Consider the following 19,705-nt stretch of genomic DNA (forward strand, 5'->3'; position numbering starts at 1 on the left):
GCTTTGAGATAATTTGAACGTAGACGGTAGCCCCCTTCGACGCTAGCATTAACATTCATAACTGCAACGTATCTCAAGGATTTGTCCTGATTATGACCCGACTGATTCGCCTGCTGCCGCTGGCAGCACTGGTTCTGACCGCCTGTACCGTCACCCAACCAAAAGGCCCGGGCAAAAGCCCTGACTCGCCTCAGTGGCGTCAGCACCAGCAGGACGTCCGTAATTTGAACCAGTACCAAACCCGCGGTGCCTTCGCTTATCTTTCTGACGAGCAAAAGGTTTATGCCCGCTTCTTCTGGCAGCAGACGGGGCAGGACAACTACCGCCTTCTGCTGCTGAACCCGCTGGGCAGCACCGAGCTGGAGCTTATCGCCAAACCTGGCGAAGCGCAGATCACCGATAACAAAGGCCAGCACTATACCGCGACCGATGCCGAAGAGATGATTGGCAAGCTGACCGGGATGCCTATCCCGCTCAACAGCCTGCGCCAGTGGATCCTGGGCCTGCCGGGTGACGCCACCGACTACACCCTGGACGACCAGTACCGTCTGAGCCAGGTGAACTACACCCAGAACGGCAAAACCTGGAAAGTGGTGTACAGCGCCTATGACAGTAAGAGTAAACCGTCGCTGCCATCGAATATGGAACTGACTCAGGGAAGCCAGCGCATCAAGCTGAAAATGGACAACTGGATCGTTAAATGATGACCCAATGGCCCTCTCCGGCAAAGCTAAACCTGTTTTTATACATTACCGGCCAGCGCGCTGATGGCTATCACACGCTGCAGACGCTGTTTCAGTTTATTGACTATGGCGACACGATCTCCATTGAACAGCGCCAGGACGGGCAGATTTGCCTCCTGACCCCGGTCGAGGGCGTAGCGCATGAGGACAACCTGATTGTGCGCGCAGCGCGTCTGCTGATGAAAGCCGCAGCGGAATCGGGTCGCCTGCCTGCGGGAAGCGGCGCGGATATTCGTATCGAGAAACGTCTGCCGATGGGCGGCGGTCTGGGCGGTGGCTCATCCAACGCCGCCACCGTGCTGGTTGCGCTGAACCATCTCTGGGGCTGCGGGCTGTCGAAGGATGAACTGGCAGCACTGGGCTTGACGCTGGGGGCTGATGTCCCGGTATTTGTGCGCGGTCATGCGGCTTTTGCCGAAGGCGTGGGGGAAATCCTCTCCCCTGTAGAACCGCCGGAAAAATGGTACCTGGTTGCCCATCCTGGCGTAAGCATTCCGACCCCGGTCATCTTTAAAGATCCTGACCTGAAAAGGAATACCCCGGTTCGGTCAATAGAAACGTTATTAAATTGTGAATTCAGCAACGATTGCGAGGATATCGCAAGAAAACGTTTTCGCGAGGTTGATGCGGTGCTTTCCTGGCTGTTAGAATACGCGCCGTCGCGCCTGACTGGTACAGGAGCCTGTGTCTTTGCTGAATTTGACACCGAATCCGCCGCTCGTCAGGTGCTTGAGCAAGCGCCGGTTTGGCTGCATGGTTTTGTAGCACGTGGGATGAACACCTCCCCCCTACAGCAGGCCATTCTGGCGCAGACTGAGTTTCGGTGACAACGTCACCCTGTTCCAGACGTTGCATCACGCTCTTTAATACACCGCCTGGATAGCCTTTGCCTGGCCCGCACAGTTTACGGCGAACGCTATCCACCACTGGACGCATGCCTGAGGTTCTTCTCGTGCCTGATATGAAGCTTTTTGCTGGTAACGCCACCCCGGAACTAGCACAACGTATTGCCAACCGCCTGTACACTTCCCTCGGCGACGCCGCCGTAGGTCGCTTTAGCGACGGCGAAGTCAGCGTACAAATTAACGAAAATGTACGCGGTGGTGATATTTTCATCATCCAGTCCACCTGTGCTCCAACGAACGACAACCTGATGGAACTGGTTGTTATGGTCGACGCTCTGCGTCGCGCTTCCGCAGGCCGTATCACTGCTGTAATCCCTTACTTCGGCTATGCACGTCAGGACCGTCGCGTCCGTTCCGCGCGTGTGCCAATTACCGCTAAAGTTGTCGCTGACTTCCTGTCAAGCGTCGGCGTTGACCGCGTACTGACCGTTGACCTGCACGCTGAGCAGATCCAGGGCTTCTTCGACGTCCCGGTTGATAACGTATTCGGCAGCCCAATCCTGCTGGAAGACATGCTGCAGCTGAACCTGGATAACCCAATCGTGGTTTCTCCGGACATCGGCGGCGTGGTACGTGCCCGTGCTATCGCTAAGCTGCTGAATGATACCGACATGGCGATCATCGACAAACGTCGTCCGCGCGCTAACGTTTCTCAGGTGATGCACATCATCGGTGACGTGGCTGGCCGCGACTGCGTGCTGGTCGACGACATGATCGATACCGGCGGTACGCTGTGTAAAGCAGCTGAAGCGCTGAAAGAGCGTGGTGCCAAGCGCGTGTTCGCGTACGCGACTCACCCGATCTTCTCCGGTAATGCGGTAAACAACCTGCGCAACTCCGTCATTGACGAAGTTGTAGTATGCGATACCATCCCACTGAGCGACGAGATCAAGGCACTGCCAAACGTGCGTACCCTGACCCTGTCCGGGATGCTGGCCGAAGCGATTCGTCGTATCAGCAACGAAGAATCCATCTCTGCAATGTTCGAACACTAATCGAACACGGCCGAAAAACCCGCTGCGGCGGGTTTTTTTGTCTCCGGGTTTTATTTGTATGATTAATGCCTCCTTCACCTGCCATTCATATGACAGATGATGCGCATACGGATGATAGATAATTGTGAAAAACGTAGCCTCCTCACATGTTCTGCCCTTTCGCGCCCTCATCGACGCCTGCTGGAAAGAGAAGTACACCTCGTCACGCTTTGTCCGTGACCTGATTGCCGGGATCACCGTCGGCATTATCGCCATCCCGCTGGCGATGGCGCTGGCAATTGGCAGCGGCGTTGCGCCGCAGTACGGTCTGTACACCTCGGCCGTTGCCGGGATCGTCATTGCCCTGACGGGCGGCTCGCGCTTCAGCGTCTCCGGCCCGACTGCCGCCTTTGTGGTGATCCTCTACCCGGTTTCGCAGCAGTTTGGTCTGGCAGGCCTGCTGGTCGCCACCCTGATGTCCGGCGTCTTTTTGATTCTGTTTGGCCTGGCTCGCTTTGGTCGCCTGATAGAGTACATTCCCCTTTCCGTGACGCTGGGGTTTACCTCGGGGATTGGTATCACCATCGGAACCATGCAGATTAAGGATTTCCTCGGCCTGCAGATGCCCCACGTACCGGAGCACTACCTGCAAAAAGTGGGGGCGCTGTTTATGGCGCTGCCGACTGCTAACCTGGGCGACGCCGCCATCGGGATTGTGACGCTGGGCACGCTGATCGTCTGGCCTCGTCTGGGGATCCGTCTGCCGGGTCACCTGCCCGCGCTGCTGCTGGGCTGCGTGGTGATGGCCATCGTCAATATGTCCGGTGGTCACGTCGCGACTATCGGCTCGCAGTTCCACTATGTTCTGGCGGACGGTTCACAGGGTAGCGGCATTCCGCAACTGCTACCGCAGCTGGTGCTGCCGTGGGACATGCCCGGCTCCAGCTTTACCCTAAGCTGGGATTCCCTGCGCGCCCTGCTTCCCGCCGCGTTCTCGATGGCGATGCTGGGAGCGATTGAATCCCTGCTCTGCGCCGTCGTTCTGGACGGCATGACCGGCACCAAGCACAAAGCTAACAGCGAACTGGTCGGTCAGGGTTTGGGGAACCTCGTCGCGCCGTTCTTTGGCGGTATTACCGCAACGGCGGCCATCGCCCGCTCTGCGGCCAACGTGCGCGCGGGTGCAACGTCACCTGTTTCGGCGGTTATCCACTCCGTGCTGGTGATCCTTGCCCTGCTGATCCTCGCCCCGCTGCTCTCCTGGCTACCGCTGTCCGCCATGGCCGCCCTGCTGCTGATGGTGGCATGGAACATGAGCGAGGCGCATAAGGTCGTGAACCTGCTGCGCCGCGCGCCGAAAGACGACATCATCGTGATGCTGATCTGCATGTCGCTGACCGTGCTGTTCGATATGGTTATTGCCATCAGCGTCGGGATCGTGCTTGCTTCCCTGCTGTTTATGCGCCGTATCGCGCAGATGACGCGCCTTTCCCCGGTTAACGTCGAGGTGCCTGACGACGTGCTGGTGCTGCGCGTGATTGGCCCGCTGTTCTTCGCCGCAGCGGAAGGTCTGTTCAGCGATCTTGAGTCCCGCATCGCGGGCAAACGGGTTGTGGTGCTGAAATGGGATGCCGTACCGGTGCTGGATGCCGGCGGTCTGGATGCCTTCCAGCGCTTTGTGACACGTCTGCCGGAAGGCTGCGAGCTGCGGGTGAGTAATCTGGAGTTCCAGCCCCTGCGCACCATGGCCCGTGCGGGTGTCCAGCCTATCCCTGGCCGACTCTCCTTCTATCCTAACCGTGAAGCCGCGCTAGCGGATATGTGAGTTATCTGATGCAGAGAAACGTCTCTGCATCATCACTCCGATCGCCTGCTGGAGCCATGCAAGCACGGCAGGCGTCATCCAGGTTCCTTTCATCAGGTGCGGCTCCTGCTGCATGGCGGCGCGAAACTTTTGCTGAGTTTCCGGGCTGGTGCCCGCGTAAGACTGGAACAATGCCAGCCAGTTTTCAGCCAGCTTTTGCGCCTCCTCCGAGGCAGGATCGATATTTTCCCGCTGCGCCTGATGCAGTTTCGCCACCAGCGGCGGCCACTCCATCATACGGTCAAAATAGTGCTTCCGGGTAAAGGCCATCTCCTCGGCAGAAAGATATTTCTCCCAGATAATCAGCTTCGACTCGGCAAACGCCCGCGTAATGTAATCGGTCATCTCCGGCGTGATGCCGGTCTGCGCCTGCATCTGCGGTTCAACGCTGTGCATCTCGTTCAGCCGGGTGAGAAACTCCGGCTTGCCCGCCGTGTCTTGCTCCAGGCGTTCCATCCAGCGCGTCGCCAGATCCATCGCCCGCGCGTCCGTAGCGGGTATGCGCTGCTCCAGCAGCGTGTTGGCCTCTGCAACCAGCCCTGACCAGATAGCCGCCAGCGCATCCTTCTGCACCGCAAACGGCAGCTGCTGTAACTCTTCTTTGCTAAACCAGCGATCGTACATATTCATTAACTCCAGAGTCTGTAGCCAGGATTCCAGATCAGGCGTCGCATCGTCGAGAAGCCCGGCTCGCAGCTCCACCAGCCGGTCGCGCAGCGTATGTATGCTGCGCAGCTGTTTATCCAGCAGCGTGATTTGCGCATCGAGTAACTCAGTTAACGACAGCGACTCCTGCTCCAGGAAATCCCTGATTTCAGCAAGTTCCAGCCCCGCTTTTGCCAGCGCCTGGATCATGTGCAGACGCTGGACATCCGCCAGGTTGTAAAGCCGGTAACCTGCCGCGCTTCTGGCAGAAGGCAGCAACAACCCTGTTTGCTCATAGTGGTGCAATGTCCGCACGGTGATCCCGGCACGTTTCGCCAGCTCACCCACCTGAATCAACATAACTGCTCCTTTTTCTTTGCCAGTGGCGCCACTCTGGAGCCTTACGTTACGTGAGGGTCAACCCCTGATGCAAAAAAAAACGACTCCCTCGGGAGCCGTTTCGGTGTTCTTTATCGCAGCACTAGCTGTGCTTATGCTGGTCGCGACGACAGCGTTTGTCGTAGTGGCGCACCCACCAGTATTTATCGCACACTTCCTCATGTCCGCTCATGCGCGCCCCGGCGAGCCACAATACCGCACCGAGGAAGATGCTCAGTATCGCGCCATGGGCGAAGTATTGCGGGAGATCAAGCTGCGGCAACTGGTTCAAAATGGAATAACCCACGCCGCCTACCATCACGAACAGCCCCAACCCCATCAGCACGTTACCGAGTAACGAAGCGTTTTTGCGTTTCATGTGTCACCTCCGGAACTTTGGGTTGTCAGGGGAAAAGCCCCTAATCCTTGTGTGTAAAGTATAGACAACGCCCCTTTTATGAGTTGCGTGAATGATCACAATTACAGATAACTCCCAAACAAAAGTTTACAAATAAGACTTTGAACAGCTTGAAATTCTAATGGTTCAAACAAGTAATTATTCGTATTTCGCTGCGACGATCGCAGAATTTTGTCAAGCGGCGCGCCAGACAGTAAACTACGCGCCAGATCTGGAACCCATTAGGAATTGAATCGTGACGATTAAACTGATTGTCGGCCTCGCCAACCCGGGCGCAGAATATGCGGCTACCCGCCATAATGCCGGTGCATGGTACGTCGATCTGCTGGCCGAGCGGTTACGTGCTCCCCTGCGTGAAGAACCTAAATTCTTCGGGTATACCTCACGTATCAACCTTGCAGGCGCGGACGTTCGCCTGTTGGTACCCACCACGTTTATGAACCTGAGCGGTAAAGCCGTGGCGGCGATGGCAACGTTTTATCGCATCAATCCGGATGAAATTCTGGTCGCCCACGATGAGCTGGATCTCCCCCCTGGCGTGGCGAAATTCAAGCTTGGCGGCGGCCACGGCGGTCACAACGGTCTTAAAGACATCATCAGCAAGCTGGGCAATAACCCGAATTTCCACCGTTTGCGCGTGGGAATCGGCCATCCGGGCGATAAAAACAAAGTTGTCGGTTTCGTGCTCGGTAAGCCCCCGGTTTCCGAACAGAAACTGATTGACGAGGCGGTAGACGAAGCGGCGCGCTGCACTGAAATCTGGCTGAAAGACGGCTTAACCAAAGCGACAAACCGCTTGCACGCTTTTAAAGCGCAATAATCCGCCCGATACGGCTTTTTTACCGCGCGTCATGCGGGTTACGTGTATAATAGGCGTAGTTATTTACTTTTCATCAATCGGTTATGACTAACGGATTGATTATCAAGATATTAAGGTGATTTAGAAATGGGATTCAAATGCGGTATCGTCGGTCTGCCAAACGTGGGCAAATCCACCCTGTTTAACGCGCTTACCAAAGCGGGTATCGAAGCGGCGAACTTCCCGTTCTGTACCATCGAACCGAACACCGGCGTTGTGCCAATGCCGGACCCGCGTCTGGACCAGCTCGCGGAAATCGTGAAGCCGCAGCGCATTCTGCCAACCACCATGGAATTCGTGGACATCGCGGGCCTGGTAAAAGGCGCATCCAAAGGTGAAGGCCTGGGTAACCAGTTCCTGACCAACATTCGTGAAACCGAAGCGATCGGCCACGTTGTGCGCTGCTTCGAGAACGACAACATCATCCACGTAAACAACAAAGTGGATCCGGCTGACGACATCGACGTTATCAACACCGAGCTGGCGCTCTCTGACCTCGACACCTGCGAACGCGCGATTCACCGCGTGCAGAAGAAAGCCAAAGGCGGCGACAAGGACGCGAAAGCGGAACTGGCTGCGCTGGAAAAATGTCTGCCACAGCTGGAAAACGCCGGCATGCTGCGCGCGCTGAAAAACCTGACTGACGAAGACAAAGCGGCGATCAAATACCTGAGCTTCCTGACCCTGAAGCCAACCATGTACATCGCCAACGTTAACGAAGACGGTTTCGAGAACAACCCTTACCTCGACAAAGTGCGTGAAATCGCCGCGGCGGAAGGTTCTGTGGTTGTTGCCGTGTGCGCTGCCGTTGAATCCGACATCGCCGAGCTGGACGATGCCGACCGTGAAGAGTTCATGGCCGAGCTGGGTCTGGAAGAGCCGGGCCTGAACCGCGTGATCCGCGCAGGCTATGAGCTGCTGAACCTGCAGACCTACTTCACCGCTGGCGTGAAGGAAGTGCGTGCCTGGACCATCCCTGTGGGTGCGACTGCGCCTCAGGCGGCCGGTAAAATCCATACCGACTTCGAGAAAGGCTTTATTCGTGCGCAGACTATCGCGTTTGAAGACTTTATCACCTACAAGGGTGAGCAAGGCGCGAAAGAAGCAGGCAAGATGCGTGCAGAAGGGAAAGATTACATCGTTAAAGATGGCGATGTGATGAACTTCTTGTTTAACGTTTGAGTTGTTTTGAATGAAAAAAATCCACGCTTTGGCGTGGATTTTTTTTCATAAATTACCGATTTTACGCCTTCTTGCGCAGATAGAACTCAAGGTATTTTTTAGGTCTATCCTGAAACGCACGCTCTTTGCCGTAGTTATAAGCATCGTTGAAATATTTATATGCTTCATCGAATTGATTCAACTCGTAACAGACCATGCCGAGGTCGATTGATGGTGCGGTGTCTATATCCGATCCACGTGTGCGCAAAGTCGTCTCTCCCCATTTCTTCGCCTCATCGTAATCCTCAAGATCAAAGTAAGCGCTGTACATGCACGCAGCGATCCAGTTAGCAAATTCCGATTCAAACTTTGGCTCAGGAAGAGCTTGCCAGGCTTTTTGGTATTGCTCTAAAGCTTCGGCGTATTTTTGGTTGTCGTGAAACTCGTTTCCTTTTTCTACAAGAGATGTAACTCTTTTTTCATCGAATTTATAGCATACGTTTTTCATATATTTATTCATTATCATTCGAAAAGAGACCGCCTTGCCTATATAAAAGGGATATAAGCAATAAATGCCTTCAGAAGCATGGAGGTCTCTAAAAGAGTAAGTTTTTATTGTTACTAACCAAAAAAGAAATATTTAAAAGCTTCTGCCTCAACATCCTTAAGCTTGCTTTTTAGCATTAAATCGATATCTTCCAGAAAGTCCTCTCTGAAATTAAAATCATCATCTGTAGCATCACCATCATATTTACTTTGTTCTATCTCAATGGCAGAACAAAAAGCATCCAAAAAGTCGGCTAACGAATTGGAAATAATGAAATTTCTTTTTTGAATACTACCATAAACAGGAGATGTAATATTTTGGGTATCACAAAAAAGAACATCTCCATTTCTTTCAGCAAAGATTATATATTCATCGCGCCAGGCCGTGTCATTTTGAACTCGCCAGCCTGATAACATTTCATTAAGCTCTTGGGGCTCAACAATCTGTATAAAGAAAGTACCATCAAATGTTGGGTGGTCATTTAAAATCAAATGGCTATAAAAAAAACGAATTTCGCCATTTAAACTCACTGGAAAAGAAGTTTCATTTTCATCGTCTGTATAGTCTATCTCTCCCATATTTAAATCATTCATTTTGAATTTGCTAACAAAGTCTTGGACTGCATTTTTTATGTTCATATTTCCCCCTATAATTGCTTACATCGTTGTCTGGATTTTAGTGTTCTTTCTCTATCAATTAAGCGCCCGCGCGTCGAGTTTTTAGTATTCCCTCTATGTCCTTGATCACCATGGACATGCTCATTGAACTTGTCGGGATGGTTATGATTTTTCAAGAAAACAATATTCCTCGGATCACCTTGCCATTTAGAACCAAGTGTACCATTGCCTTCTACCGAGTTGATATGATGCCCAGTATAGCCTGCCCGTGACATCACGGAGGTAAGACTCTTGTTCGGAGTCTTCAATATTAAATCTCTCTCTTGCGCTGTCCAATTCCTGGTGCCAGCCCCACCATCCTGCAATAAGGCTTTTTCTTGTACCCATGCCCTAGAGATAGCAGAGCTTCTAGCTCCGTTTTGAGCAGAAAGAGAATCGTGTGGGCGGTAGCGAATCAGATCTTCAGGAGTTAACCCCCACGGATCCACCCACCCCAGCGCATTCGGCGCATACTGGTAAAGGTTTATCCCCCCCGCCAGCCCTATCGGGTCCTGCTGCGTAAACCTTCCGCAGTCCGAGTCGTAATACCGGAACAGATTGTAGTGCAGCCCTGTCTCACGGTCCAGGTATTGCCCCTGCATGCGCAGGTTCTGAGAATATCCTGATACCTGCGACTCGCTTTCCCGCAGCAGCTTGCCCCAGGCGCTGTTCACCCCTTCCCAGCGCACCTGCCCTTCGATATCCGTCATCCGCTCCGGCGTGCCGTTCGGCTGGCAGTGGAACCAGAAGATCTCCGGAGCATTAACGCCATCAATACGCGCCAGCGGATCGTAGCTGTCCTGATCGCTGTAGACGTAGGTCAGCGGCACATCCCCGTGCACCTCCTGCAGCAGACGGAACCCTTCCCAGACAAACCGGGTGGTGACCGGCTTGCCGGTTGGCTGTCCGCCCAGCATCTGGCGGCGCGTTTTGCTGATGCGTCGCCCGAGCGGATCGTAGCGGAAGCTGACCTGCGTCTGCGGCTTGTTGCGATCCCGCGGCTGGCTGATGACTTCCGTCAGGCGATGTTCACCGTCGTAGCGGTAGTACCAGCGGGTCTGGCCGTTATCTTTTTCCACGGTGCGGCCGTGGATATCATAACGCCAGCGAATGCCGTTCAGCTGCGTCAGGCGGTTGTGCGTGACCTTCTCAGCAGACCCTTCCAGCGGGTTACCGGCTGCATCCCAGCGCCACTGCTCCTGTCCGGGCAGCGTGCCGTCCTGAACGAGCAGGCGCCCGGCGCTGTCGTACTGCCAGCGGTACCAGCTGAACGGGTTATCGTCCCGCTCTTCGCGCACCAGGTTATTGCGGTAGTCGTAATCCCAGCGGCGGGACCAGCGGCGCGGCGACGGACGCTGGGCATTGCCGGTAAAGACGTCCCGGCGATGCAGTCGGCCAAGACGATCGTATTCGCTGCGGGTGGTCAGCAGCCCCTGGGTGCGGCTGGTCTCCCGGTGGAGTTCGTCGCGGGTAAAATCAGAGACCGGCAGCTTATTGAGCGCAATGCTGAGCAGATGCCCGCTGCCGTAGTAGAACTGCTTCAGCTCGCGGCCATCGGGCAGCGTGACGGAGGTGCGGTTGCCCAGCGCGTCATACTCCCACGCCAGCTCGCCGTGCTCGCCCGCTTCGCGCGTCACGCGACCGAGCGCGTCATACACAAAGGCAAGCTCCTGCTCTGCCTCGGTGGTCCACGCATCGGCTGAAAGTGCAGGATGCAGCCCAATCCGGCTTAATAGCCCGGACGGCGTGTAATGGTAGCGGGTCTGCCCCTCCGGCGTGGTGCGGGCGACCAGCTGGCCGCTCGCGCTCCAGGCGAAGACGTGGGTGATGGCCTCCGGATGACCGGCAGCAAAGGTGCGCGCAATCGTGCGCCCGCAGGCATCATAGCGATACTGCGAGGCCACGCCATCGAGCCCCACCTCTTCCAGCAGCAGCGAGTCTGGCCCCCAGCGGAACTGATACGCTTCGCCGTTCTCGTTTTCCAGGGCAATCAGACGCCCGCGGCTGTCCCAGCGGCGTCGCACTTCTTCACCCTGCGTATTACGGGTGGCGGTTAAGCGCCCCGCCTCGTCGTATCTGAACTCGCTCTCTTTCCCGTCGGCGCCCGCATGCTTCACCGGCAGGCCACGTTCGTTCCATTTGAGCGATTCCATCCAGCCTTCCGGGCGATCGAGCTGCACCGGACGCCCTGCGGCGTCGTAGCGGTAGCGCGTCTCTTCACCGTCGGCGCCAGTCTCAGCCACCAGCCAGCCCAGCGGATGATAGCGATAGCGGGTAATACGCCCGGAACAGTCCGTCGAACGGACAACCTGCCCGGCCTCGTTGTACTCCTGGTAACGGCTGTTGCCAGCGGCATCGACCTCTTCAACGACCTGACCGAACTCGTCCCGGCGCAGCTGCGTCGTCTGCCCCATCGGGTCTACTACGCGCTTGAGCCCGTGATGTTCGTCGTACCAGAACCGGGTGGCGCTGCCGTCGGCTTCAATAATGGCCGCAGGAAGCGCGCGGTGCTCCAGCCAGGTGGTGGTGCGGGTGTTGCCGTCGGCATCGGTCTCCTGCACCCGGTTGCCCATCTCGTCGTAGACAAAGGTGACGGCGTTGCCGAGCGGATCGATGCGACGCGTGAGAAGCTCGTTTTCGTCCCACTCGTAGCGCCAGTTTTCACCGCGCTCGTCAACGTAGCGGACAATAAGATTCTGCGCGTTCCAGTAGTGACGGCGCGTCTGACCATCGTAGTGCTCGACGGTCGTCAGCCCGGCGGCTAAATCGTAGCTAAAGCGGCACCCGTCGCCGGTGCTGGTACGGTTTTCCACCACGCGCCAGTGGTCGAATTTTTGCCACCGGTATTCGCTCTCCAGACCGCCCGGCATCCGGTGCCAGACCATCAGGCCGTGGTCGTTGTAGCGGTATTCACGCGTCACCACGCCTGAGGCATCCGTCGCGCTCGCCAGCTGGCCGCGCGCGTCGTAGCCCCACTGCATCAGCGGCCAAGTCTGGTTGCCGTCGAAATGGCTGGCTGCGGTCACGCGCTGCGGGAAACGTTCATCGTCATAGCGCAGGGTGACGTCGATTGCCCGCGGCTCGTCGTGAATACCAGTCAGCCTGCCGTGCTCGTCCCACTCCGTCAGCAGCGCGTTGCCGTATTCGTCGCTGAGGGAGGCCAGACGCAGGATGGAGGGGTTCGCCCGGGTTGGTTTATACAGACGCCACACCGCGCCGTCATCGTCGGCAATCGCCACGTCGCCGCTCTCGTTGCGGCGGATAATAATGCCTTCGCTGATGCTGTAAAATGCCCGGTCGACCGGCGGCAGCTCGAAGCTCAGCTCGCGCCCGGTTTCGTCGAACCAGGTCGCGTTGTCTTCTTCCAGCGCCAGGTAGCTGTCAAAAGTGGTTGCCCAGCCCAGACCAAACAGCCCTTCGCGGGTGGTCAGGCTGTTGTAGCTGCGCTGCCAGCGAAGCGGAAAGCGCCCCGGCAGCGAGAAATCGAGCTCGTCGTCGTCATTCAGCACCTTCACGCCGGTAGCGGCGTGAACCGGGTGCGAGGAGCCGAACACGGCGTTGACCGCCATATCGGCCAGCATCCCGCCGCCGGCCGCCGCCAGCGCGCAGGGCATGTTTTTCAGGATCTTGCCCGGACGCCCGCGCAGCAGGGAGAGCGCAATCATCCCCAGCGCCAGACCCGGCGTTTTACCGCTTTTGATATCGCGAACCGTGAGCGTATCCCCGCCGATGATTACGTTCGGGGAAACATCGTCGGACACGGTACCTTCGCAGGTGGTGCGATCTTTCGCACGCACCGCGGGCTGCCCGTTGATGAAGACGCTTTTAGAGCCTTCCGCCAGATACTGCGGCCCGGAGTGCTTTTCGCATGCCACCTTGTCTTCTTCCAGCGGCGAGGTTCCGGCAGCGGCAGAGGCCACGCTCGGCTGCCACATTTCGCTGCCAAACTGTCCGGCGGCAGAAAGCAGCATGCCCGCGTAATCGGCAAAGCTGCCCGGCGACTGCGGCTCAGGTGAAGGAGTATCTGCGGGCGTCAGCGTGCCTGCCGCGCGTGCGGCGGGGATTGCGTTGGTGAGAACGTTACTGGAACCGGTCGTGATTTTACCCGCAGGCGACGGCGGGAAAAGCGCATTACCTAACCCCTCAGCGGCGTTGCTGATATCGTCGGTGATCCCCGCGACGTTCGCCAGCACGCCGCCAATGATGCCGCTTAACAGACAGCTGGATCCAATTGCTGCCACGCCTGCAGCTGCTGCCCCGGCCCCCAGCAATGGCGCCGCTACGGTTGCTGCTGCGCCTACCGCCGCGCCGATCACCGCATAGGCGGCACCTTCCGCCACAATGCTGGTGATGTCAGCAAAAATGCTGGAGTGAATAATCTCGTCGCCCTTGCGGGCCGCGTTGTTATCGCTCATGCCTTACACATTCCGGTTGTCGTTTAGCGTCAGACTCTGCTTAAGCGCGCTCCAGCGCACCTCGTCCTCTTCGGTAAAGGCTCTGAGTGCCGAGAGGGTAAAAATCATCAATACCGGTTTGCCCGGCGTCTGAACGGCCAGCTGTTTTTGCCACAGGCGCTGCCCGTTACGGTCAAAGGTGGTCTCAACTTCCAGCCCGTTAATGTTGCCGTCAGGCCCGGCCTTTACGTTCCTAAATTCGCTCTGGGCGATCTCACCCATCTGAGGTCGCAGTACATCCCACTGGCGGTGAAACTCTTGTTCATAGTCGCTGCCATCGGGGATCACGCCGCGGCTGACCACCACGGACAGCCCGCTTTCGTCATCGCGAATAATGTTCATGCTGTTATCCTGCCAGGCAGCAGGAAAAAGGGAAAACGAACCTTCCTGGAGGGTGTATTTCATAAGTGAACTCGGGATGATTGATATTGAGAGAAACAAGAAGGCCAATCCATGCTGGCCTTTTGGCTGGCTGTATAGTTATTTAAGCCACTGGCCTGACTGCTCGACTAAAATATGGTTGCCTTTGCTGACAACCAGATTCACGGGGGCGTACGTCACGGTATAAGCGACCTCGCCATTCTTGTACGTTGAGCCGATTATTTTACCTGCGGAGTCGCGTAACGTTTTTCCCTTTAAGGAGATCGTACTGTTATCGCTTTTTCGCACGCCGAGATAGACCATCTCGTCACATTCGCTCTCAAAATGACCGCACCTGTTTATCAAAGAAATAGCGAACTTTTCGGTATCCAGTTTTCTGGTTTCAGCGTGATGAACCGAAGCGGCTTTACGTAACGTATAGCGCTGTGGAGCATAATCATTTCCTTTTTGAGGAGGCGTTACCAGACGCCATTCCATTTCACTCCACTTTATTTCCAGAACAGCCCGTCCGCCTGCGCCGCCAAACGATGAGTTAAACGCTACGCTGGCACGATTGCCAGCGATGGTACCGCTAAGATTACGCTCATCATTTTTCGGGCAATCTATGCGGTTGCCTCTCCGGGATATATAGCAATAAGACCCGGTGATGCGGTTGCCTGATTCAGCTAACCGCAGGGTTAACGTCGAGTCGTCGCCAGCTCCGCCTGCCCAAACCCCGTCAAACGCAGGTCTCGACTGGCTGTTCGTTGCAAACTGCATCGTATTGAACCTGGCGGCCCATTGCTGGATATCAGCATTAATACCCGGGCTATTATCAGAGGATTGGTAATGGATTACGTCCGACTCCGGAACCACCCAGGCCGCGAAGATTTTGCCGCCAGGATTGATAACCAGCGCTGAGGCATTCTCCTGGTAGAGATCCTTTAGCCAGCCCTCAACAAACAATCCTCCACCTGTGGTGGTATGGGGTTCGCCGAAGACGTCAAAGTTATCAATAAAGGTCTGGTAATGATTTCCCAGCAGCGTCCTGAGATTGTCTGTCACTTCACTGTCGTTAAGGATGCGACCTACCGTATCGAGCTTATTGTATTGCGATAATTCAAGTGCCGATGACGTTTCAACGACGCCTGTCCATAAAGCCGTGAACAATGCGACTGCCAGATATTTTTTGGTCATAAATTATTCTTGAGAATCATTGTTGTAATTCATCGTTATTTTTATAACGTTGCCACCTTTTATCTCAAAAGAGAGCAATTCTTTATCCAATTCGTAGGTAATCCACTGCTCCCCGGCATCATTTTCGACCTGACCGGTACCGTATGCGCTGTTCAGTTCCTTTCTCGTTGAACCCACATGGACACCGCGCGGCGTTGCGAATTCTACGGCAGTCAGCGTAATCTGCGACACGATATAATCATCAACGCTTCGTTCAGCTTTATCCCACCAGAGATTGGAACTGAATATTTCTAACCCAGCTCTTTGATGCTGGAAGAATTTATATTGGACTCCATCAAAAGGAACCTCACCGGTAAAACTGCCTTCCACCGGCACGCCAATTTTACGGGCAATATCAGGCGTCCATCTGTCGCCCAAGGCGACAGGCAGGTCTTTGATCTGTACTGAAAAATCCTGTTTAGTCAGAATGGATGGCTTACCTTGAGCGAAAACCACATTGCTGCCAGGACAGCTAAACATCAGGACCGAACAAAGAAATATTGGCGTATGTTTTTTCACGTTAATCGTCATTTATTAAATGTGTATGGCCATTATCACCCTGAAGAAACCGTCAGGACATGAGTGCAGTATTTCTTAGTCGGCGCTAATGACGACTGACCCCAGACAGTGAGGATTTTTCACGGTGAAGCTGAAGCTCACTTTTTGTCCATTCATATCTTTTCGGGCTGTATAGCTGGTCACTTCGTTCTCCGAACGGCCGCGCGGATAATCAGTTAACCTCAGCTGCGGATAGCGCTTTTTAACGGTATCAAGCGTTATGCATTGACCTGAGGAAGGTGAAAAATTCAGTAAAGGCGCCATGCCGTCGTTTTGTTTGCTTAAACGTAACCCAATTGCGGTTATGTTCGTTCCATCAGCGAGTTTGATATCGTCGGCATTGTAGAAATTGATATATTCATTTTGCCTGGTCATCTTAAACGATAACGGCGCGTTACTAAGGGTTGTAACGGATAACGTCTTAAGCGATGCACTCATCCCGGAAATAAACATCCAAAGATCCTTTTTCTGTGCATCTCCTCCAGCCATTCCCGTCGTTAGTAACGCGATAAGCACCGCACCTGCTTTACTCATCTTTGGCCGTAAATTTCGCCTGCACCGCCGCATCAATATCCCCTTTATGCCCCGATCCCGGTGCCGTGGTGCCCGGTTTTGTACCAGAGGTATTCAGATGCAGCTTACCGCCAGTGGTGATATACCCATCCCCTTCCACGAAGAAGTTAAATTCTTTACCGATCAGGTTAATCTTGCCGTTAGCATTCAGCTCAATGGCACTCTCACCGGAGACCAGCCGCAGCTTCGTCCCGGAAGCAATGACGTACTGCTCCACCGCCGCATCCAGCTTGCCTTTCCCCGTCAGGATCTCGGTTCCACCTTTCACGGCCTGGGTTTGGTTCGCTTCCACGCGGTGCAGTTCATTTTTCTTCACGTAATGGCTGCGCGCCCCGCCGACGCTGTGCGTTTCATCGTTTTTAACGCTGGTGTCCATGTTGCGCTCGGCCTGGATCCACACCTGCTCTGCGCCCGCTTTATCCTCAAAGCGCAGGGCGTTGGCATTGTCGACGGAACCGTCTTTCGTGCGGCTCATAAAGCCCATCTGCGTCGCCGCAGCCGGCAGCGCCCACGGCGGCATGCTAGCGTCGTTGTACACGCGCCCGGTAATAATCGGACGGTCCGGATCGCCGTTGATGAAGTCCACCACCACCTCGTCGCCGACGCGCGGGATTTGTACCCCACCGTAGCCCTGGCCTGCCCACGCGCTCGACACGCGCACCCAGCAGGAGCTGGTGTCATCGCCCTTCGCCAGGCGGTCCCAGTGGAACTTCACCTTCACGCGGCCGTATTTGTCCGTCCAGATACTCTCGCCCTTTGGCCCCACCACTTTCGCGGTCTGCGGACCGTAGGTGCGCGGCCACGCCGTGGTCTGCGCCGGACGGTACACCACCGCCGACGGGATGACCGTGAAATCGGTACGGTGAATGGTCTCCCCCTCGCCGCTGGCGTAGCGGTTCTCTTCGAGGTGGTAACCCGCCGCCGTGACCAGATACTCACCGTTGTCGCTGAAGAACGGCGCGTTGGTTAACGTGAAGGTGTGCCCTGGCGCAATCCCCGCCGCCGTGGCGGTGGCCTGAATCTGCTGATGCTCCACCTGCCAGCGCTCCTGACGGATACGGGCATAGAACTCCCCGTGCCCTTTGTCCACAAAGCGCCCCGGCCAGTCGTACACGTCGATGCTGCCCGGCGTCGGCGATGCCGGGTTCTGCTGGGCCTGAAACAGCCACGCGTTCGGCTTGCGGAAGTCATAGTCGTCGAGGCTGTAAATCCCCGGCGTCACGCTGTCCTCCAGCGCCCACTGGCTGATGCCCTCTTCATCCGTACTGCCGCCTGACGGCGTCTGGTGGTAAGGAATGACCTCATAGCCGCTGAACGGCTGATGCTGCGTGGCGGCATCGGTCAGCACCAGGGAGTGTTTGTCCGCCTCATGGCGGAAGTGATAGGCAATCCCCTCCAGCTCCATCAGGCGGCTGATGAAGTCCAGGCTCGACTCCTGATACTGCACGCAGTAGTCCCACACCCGGTAGCTGCCGGTGAGTTTATCCTCAACGTTGACCTGATGCTCACCCAGCAGGGTTTTCACAATCTGCGGCACCGTCTGGCCCTGGAAAATACGCAGGTTACGGTCGCGCTTCATCGGCCACAGGTCCGGCTCCACCGTCAGCTGGTACACCGCATAGCGGGTGCCCGTCAGCTCAACGGCGCTGACCGCCACGCGGGTAATTTTGCCGTTAACATAGCGGGACGTCAGCAGGTTCTGCGTCGGGATGGTCACCGTGACCGGCTGGCCCAGCAGCTTGCTGCGGTCGATGCGCGCGTCCGTGCCGAGCACGGTCAGCGTCAGCGCGAACGACTCGGACATCGCCTCGCGGCCCGTCAGTTTCCAGAACAGAAGCCCCTCCACCGGGAGCTGAACGGTAATTCGGTTGAGCATAATCTTTATTCCATCTAGCTTATGCGATTCAGAAAAGAGGTTCGCATCTGTGACTGAGCGTAATTCTACGGATTCACCAGCCAGGTGCCCGGCCTGGTGATATCCAGCGTCTGGCCACGCGTTCTTCCGTTGCCCTGCAGTTCAATCTTCGCCTCTCCGGCCGGCAGCTTGAGCGACGCATAACCGTTGGTCGCTGGACGGAGCGCTTTTTGCTCGCCGTTCACTTTCAGCGTTTCGCCATCGAGGATGCGGATATAGACCAACGCAATCGGGCTCTCGACAGGCGGTGGCGTCTGCTGTGCCGTCGCCTGCTCGCTCACCTTCGCCGTTTCCGGCTTCACGTCTGGCGCGTTTGCGACGGTTTCGGTTGGACGCGTCTCGCCCGGTGTCTGTGCAGCCTGCTCAGGGGCATCGTTACCGCCGCTGAACAGCATCGCCCCGGCGATAACCCCTACCAGCACGCCTGCGGCAACCATGCCCGGGATCTTGTAGCGGCGCCAGTCGAGCAGCGAAGCTGGTTTCTCGTCTTCAACCGGAACCAGCATCGTGCCGGGCTTTTTCGCCGTCAGCACGTCGTTGATCCCGGCGACCGGCATCTCTATCAGCGCGGCGAACTCGTCGATTGACTGCGGACGATCCTCCATGTGCAGCGCCAGCGCACGGTCGATGGCCTGCAGCAGCGGAATGGAATAGCCCTGCGGCATGATTTCCACCAGCGGTTTGCAGGTATCCTGAATAGAGCGCACCACGCTGACCGGCGGCGGAGAACCCACAATCAGCGTACGCAGCACCGCGCCAAGGGCGTAAATGTCCGTCCACGGGCCCTGCTCGCTTTCGTTGTCGTCGGTGTACTGTTCAATCGGCGCAAAGCCCGGGCGCAGCATGGTTTCCGTTTCGTCGGAGAGATTACCGATGGTGCGGCGCGCGGAGCCGAAATCAAGCAGCACCGGCAGGCCGTTATCCTGGATCTGAATGTTATCCAGAGAGATGTCGCGGTGCAGGTAGCCTTCGTTGTGGATAGTCTTGATCGCGCCAAACAGCATCGGCAGCGTGCGGCGGATCCAGGCTTCGTTAATCAGCTCCGGCTTTTGTTCGCGCAGGCGCGAAAGCGTGGTGCCGCTGTAAAACAGCGTCCCCATGTAGGCCGTGTCGTTTTGCACCCAGAAGCGCAGGACGTGCAGCAGGTTCGGGTGGTTAAAGCGCGCCAGCAGACGGGCTTCCTGAATGAAGCTGTTCAGGCCTGCGGAAAACGCTTTGCCAAAACGCTCGCTGCGCAGCACCAGGGTCATGTCGTCGCCGCGCACGGCGAGCGAGGAAGGCATAAATTCTTTGATAGCGATAGTGCGTTCGAGCTGGTGATCCCACGCGCGATAGACGATGCCAAAACCCCCGCCGCCGATCACCTCTTTGATTTCAAACTCGTTGAAGCGGTACCCGACCGGGAGCGCGTTTGGGACAGTCCGATTGTTATCATTATCCGTCATCTTTTACAGTTCTC

Annotated in this window: 17 protein-coding genes; 6 read left to right on the forward strand and 11 right to left on the reverse strand. The window is 56.2% G+C overall.

Annotation, left to right across the window (positions count from 1 at the left end; all coding sequences use genetic code 11):
- Window positions 1–92 precede the first annotated feature (92 nt).
- The 4 genes from lolB (at window position 93) to dauA (ending at window position 4,447) form a co-directional block, all read left to right on the forward strand.
- Window positions 93–704 (forward strand): lipoprotein insertase outer membrane protein LolB, encoded by a 612-nt coding sequence (gene lolB, locus PUP35_RS12640; RefSeq protein WP_047651182.1) that lies wholly within the window; start codon window positions 93–95, stop codon window positions 702–704.
- Entirely contained in the window at window positions 701–1,570 is an 870-nt protein-coding gene (gene ispE, locus PUP35_RS12645) for a 4-(cytidine 5'-diphospho)-2-C-methyl-D-erythritol kinase (RefSeq protein ID WP_274239904.1), read from the forward strand. The genes lolB and ispE overlap by 4 nt, the downstream gene beginning before the upstream one ends.
- 125 nt (window positions 1,571–1,695) lie before the next feature.
- On the forward strand, window positions 1,696–2,643 hold the full coding sequence (prs, locus tag PUP35_RS12650) for a ribose-phosphate diphosphokinase (protein WP_003856663.1): 948 nt from the start codon (window positions 1,696–1,698) through the stop codon (window positions 2,641–2,643).
- Window positions 2,644–2,767: 124 nt separating this feature from the next.
- Complete coding sequence (gene dauA / locus PUP35_RS12655; protein ID WP_274239906.1) at window positions 2,768–4,447, forward strand: C4-dicarboxylic acid transporter DauA; 1,680 nt, start codon at window positions 2,768–2,770, stop codon at window positions 4,445–4,447.
- Here dauA and PUP35_RS12660 read toward each other — a convergent pair.
- Both PUP35_RS12660 and ychH read right to left on the reverse strand, forming a co-directional pair.
- Window positions 4,433–5,491: a MerR family transcriptional regulator gene (locus tag PUP35_RS12660; RefSeq protein ID WP_115875495.1), complete on the reverse strand. Its 1,059-nt coding sequence runs from the start codon at window positions 5,489–5,491 to the stop codon at window positions 4,433–4,435. The genes dauA and PUP35_RS12660 overlap by 15 nt on opposite strands.
- Before the next feature lie 121 nt (window positions 5,492–5,612).
- Window positions 5,613–5,888 carry a stress-induced protein YchH gene (gene ychH / locus PUP35_RS12665; RefSeq protein WP_111965910.1) on the reverse strand — a complete coding sequence of 92 codons (276 nt, stop codon included), beginning with the start codon at window positions 5,886–5,888 and terminating at the stop codon, window positions 5,613–5,615.
- A 274-nt stretch (window positions 5,889–6,162) separates the two neighbouring features.
- Between ychH and pth the strand changes: the two genes are divergently transcribed.
- Both pth and ychF read left to right on the forward strand, forming a co-directional pair.
- The gene (pth, locus tag PUP35_RS12670) at window positions 6,163–6,747 is read left to right on the forward strand and encodes an aminoacyl-tRNA hydrolase (protein ID WP_023336005.1); all 585 of its coding nucleotides are present in this window, start codon (window positions 6,163–6,165) and stop codon (window positions 6,745–6,747) included.
- A gap of 126 nt (window positions 6,748–6,873) precedes the next feature.
- Window positions 6,874–7,968: a redox-regulated ATPase YchF gene (gene ychF / locus PUP35_RS12675; RefSeq protein WP_003856650.1), complete on the forward strand. Its 1,095-nt coding sequence runs from the start codon at window positions 6,874–6,876 to the stop codon at window positions 7,966–7,968.
- Window positions 7,969–8,029: 61 nt separating this feature from the next.
- Here the strand turns inward: ychF and PUP35_RS12680 are convergent, their stop codons facing one another.
- From PUP35_RS12680 to PUP35_RS12720, 9 genes are all read right to left on the reverse strand, one after another.
- Window positions 8,030–8,455, reverse strand: a complete 426-nt coding sequence (locus PUP35_RS12680; protein WP_045405000.1) for a tetratricopeptide repeat protein — start codon at window positions 8,453–8,455, stop codon at window positions 8,030–8,032.
- Window positions 8,456–8,568: 113 nt separating this feature from the next.
- A complete protein-coding gene (locus tag PUP35_RS12685; RefSeq protein WP_274239912.1) occupies window positions 8,569–9,132 on the reverse strand; it encodes a hypothetical protein in 564 nt (187 codons plus the stop codon).
- 8 nt (window positions 9,133–9,140) lie between these two features.
- Entirely contained in the window at window positions 9,141–13,565 is a 4,425-nt protein-coding gene (locus tag PUP35_RS12690) for an RHS repeat-associated core domain-containing protein (protein WP_274239914.1), read from the reverse strand.
- A gap of 3 nt (window positions 13,566–13,568) precedes the next feature.
- Complete coding sequence (locus PUP35_RS12695; protein ID WP_111964743.1) at window positions 13,569–14,009, reverse strand: DcrB-related protein; 441 nt, start codon at window positions 14,007–14,009, stop codon at window positions 13,569–13,571.
- A gap of 75 nt (window positions 14,010–14,084) precedes the next feature.
- Entirely contained in the window at window positions 14,085–15,161 is a 1,077-nt protein-coding gene (locus tag PUP35_RS12700; RefSeq protein WP_274239917.1) for a hypothetical protein, read from the reverse strand.
- Window positions 15,162–15,164: 3 nt separating this feature from the next.
- Window positions 15,165–15,719, reverse strand: coding sequence for a hypothetical protein (locus tag PUP35_RS12705; RefSeq protein WP_274239918.1), 555 nt, complete (start codon window positions 15,717–15,719; stop codon window positions 15,165–15,167).
- 75 nt (window positions 15,720–15,794) lie between these two features.
- Window positions 15,795–16,292 (reverse strand): hypothetical protein, encoded by a 498-nt coding sequence (locus tag PUP35_RS12710; RefSeq protein WP_232057348.1) that lies wholly within the window; start codon window positions 16,290–16,292, stop codon window positions 15,795–15,797.
- Window positions 16,285–18,207 (reverse strand): type VI secretion system Vgr family protein, encoded by a 1,923-nt coding sequence (locus PUP35_RS12715; protein ID WP_274239921.1) that lies wholly within the window; start codon window positions 18,205–18,207, stop codon window positions 16,285–16,287. The genes PUP35_RS12710 and PUP35_RS12715 overlap by 8 nt, the downstream gene beginning before the upstream one ends.
- Window positions 18,208–18,272: 65 nt before the next feature.
- On the reverse strand, window positions 18,273–19,691 hold the full coding sequence (locus tag PUP35_RS12720) for a serine/threonine protein kinase (protein ID WP_274239922.1): 1,419 nt from the start codon (window positions 19,689–19,691) through the stop codon (window positions 18,273–18,275).
- Window positions 19,692–19,705: the final 14 nt, after the last annotated feature.

It is taken from the genome of Enterobacter sp. S-33 (assembly GCF_028735835.1).
GTDB lineage: Bacteria > Pseudomonadota > Gammaproteobacteria > Enterobacterales > Enterobacteriaceae > Enterobacter > Enterobacter vonholyi.

Bases quoted from the DNA above. Each gene is read 5' to 3' on its own strand.
- lolB (WP_047651182.1), top strand. From the start codon at position 93: ATGACCCGACTGATTCGCCTGCTGCCGCTGGCAGCACTGGTTCTGACC.
- ispE (WP_274239904.1), top strand. From the start codon at position 701: ATGATGACCCAATGGCCCTCTCCGGCAAAGCTAAACCTGTTTTTATAC.
- PUP35_RS12660 (WP_115875495.1), bottom strand. From the start codon at position 5,491: ATGTTGATTCAGGTGGGTGAGCTGGCGAAACGTGCCGGGATCACCGTG.
- ychH (WP_111965910.1), bottom strand. From the start codon at position 5,888: ATGAAACGCAAAAACGCTTCGTTACTCGGTAACGTGCTGATGGGGTTG.
- ychF (WP_003856650.1), top strand. From the start codon at position 6,874: ATGGGATTCAAATGCGGTATCGTCGGTCTGCCAAACGTGGGCAAATCC.
- PUP35_RS12680 (WP_045405000.1), bottom strand. From the start codon at position 8,455: ATGAAAAACGTATGCTATAAATTCGATGAAAAAAGAGTTACATCTCTT.
- PUP35_RS12685 (WP_274239912.1), bottom strand. From the start codon at position 9,132: ATGAACATAAAAAATGCAGTCCAAGACTTTGTTAGCAAATTCAAAATG.
- PUP35_RS12690 (WP_274239914.1), bottom strand. From the start codon at position 13,565: ATGAGCGATAACAACGCGGCCCGCAAGGGCGACGAGATTATTCACTCC.
- PUP35_RS12695 (WP_111964743.1), bottom strand. From the start codon at position 14,009: ATGAAATACACCCTCCAGGAAGGTTCGTTTTCCCTTTTTCCTGCTGCC.
- PUP35_RS12700 (WP_274239917.1), bottom strand. From the start codon at position 15,161: ATGACCAAAAAATATCTGGCAGTCGCATTGTTCACGGCTTTATGGACA.
- PUP35_RS12710 (WP_232057348.1), bottom strand. From the start codon at position 16,292: ATGAGTAAAGCAGGTGCGGTGCTTATCGCGTTACTAACGACGGGAATG.
- PUP35_RS12715 (WP_274239921.1), bottom strand. From the start codon at position 18,207: ATGCTCAACCGAATTACCGTTCAGCTCCCGGTGGAGGGGCTTCTGTTC.
- PUP35_RS12720 (WP_274239922.1), bottom strand. From the start codon at position 19,691: ATGACGGATAATGATAACAATCGGACTGTCCCAAACGCGCTCCCGGTC.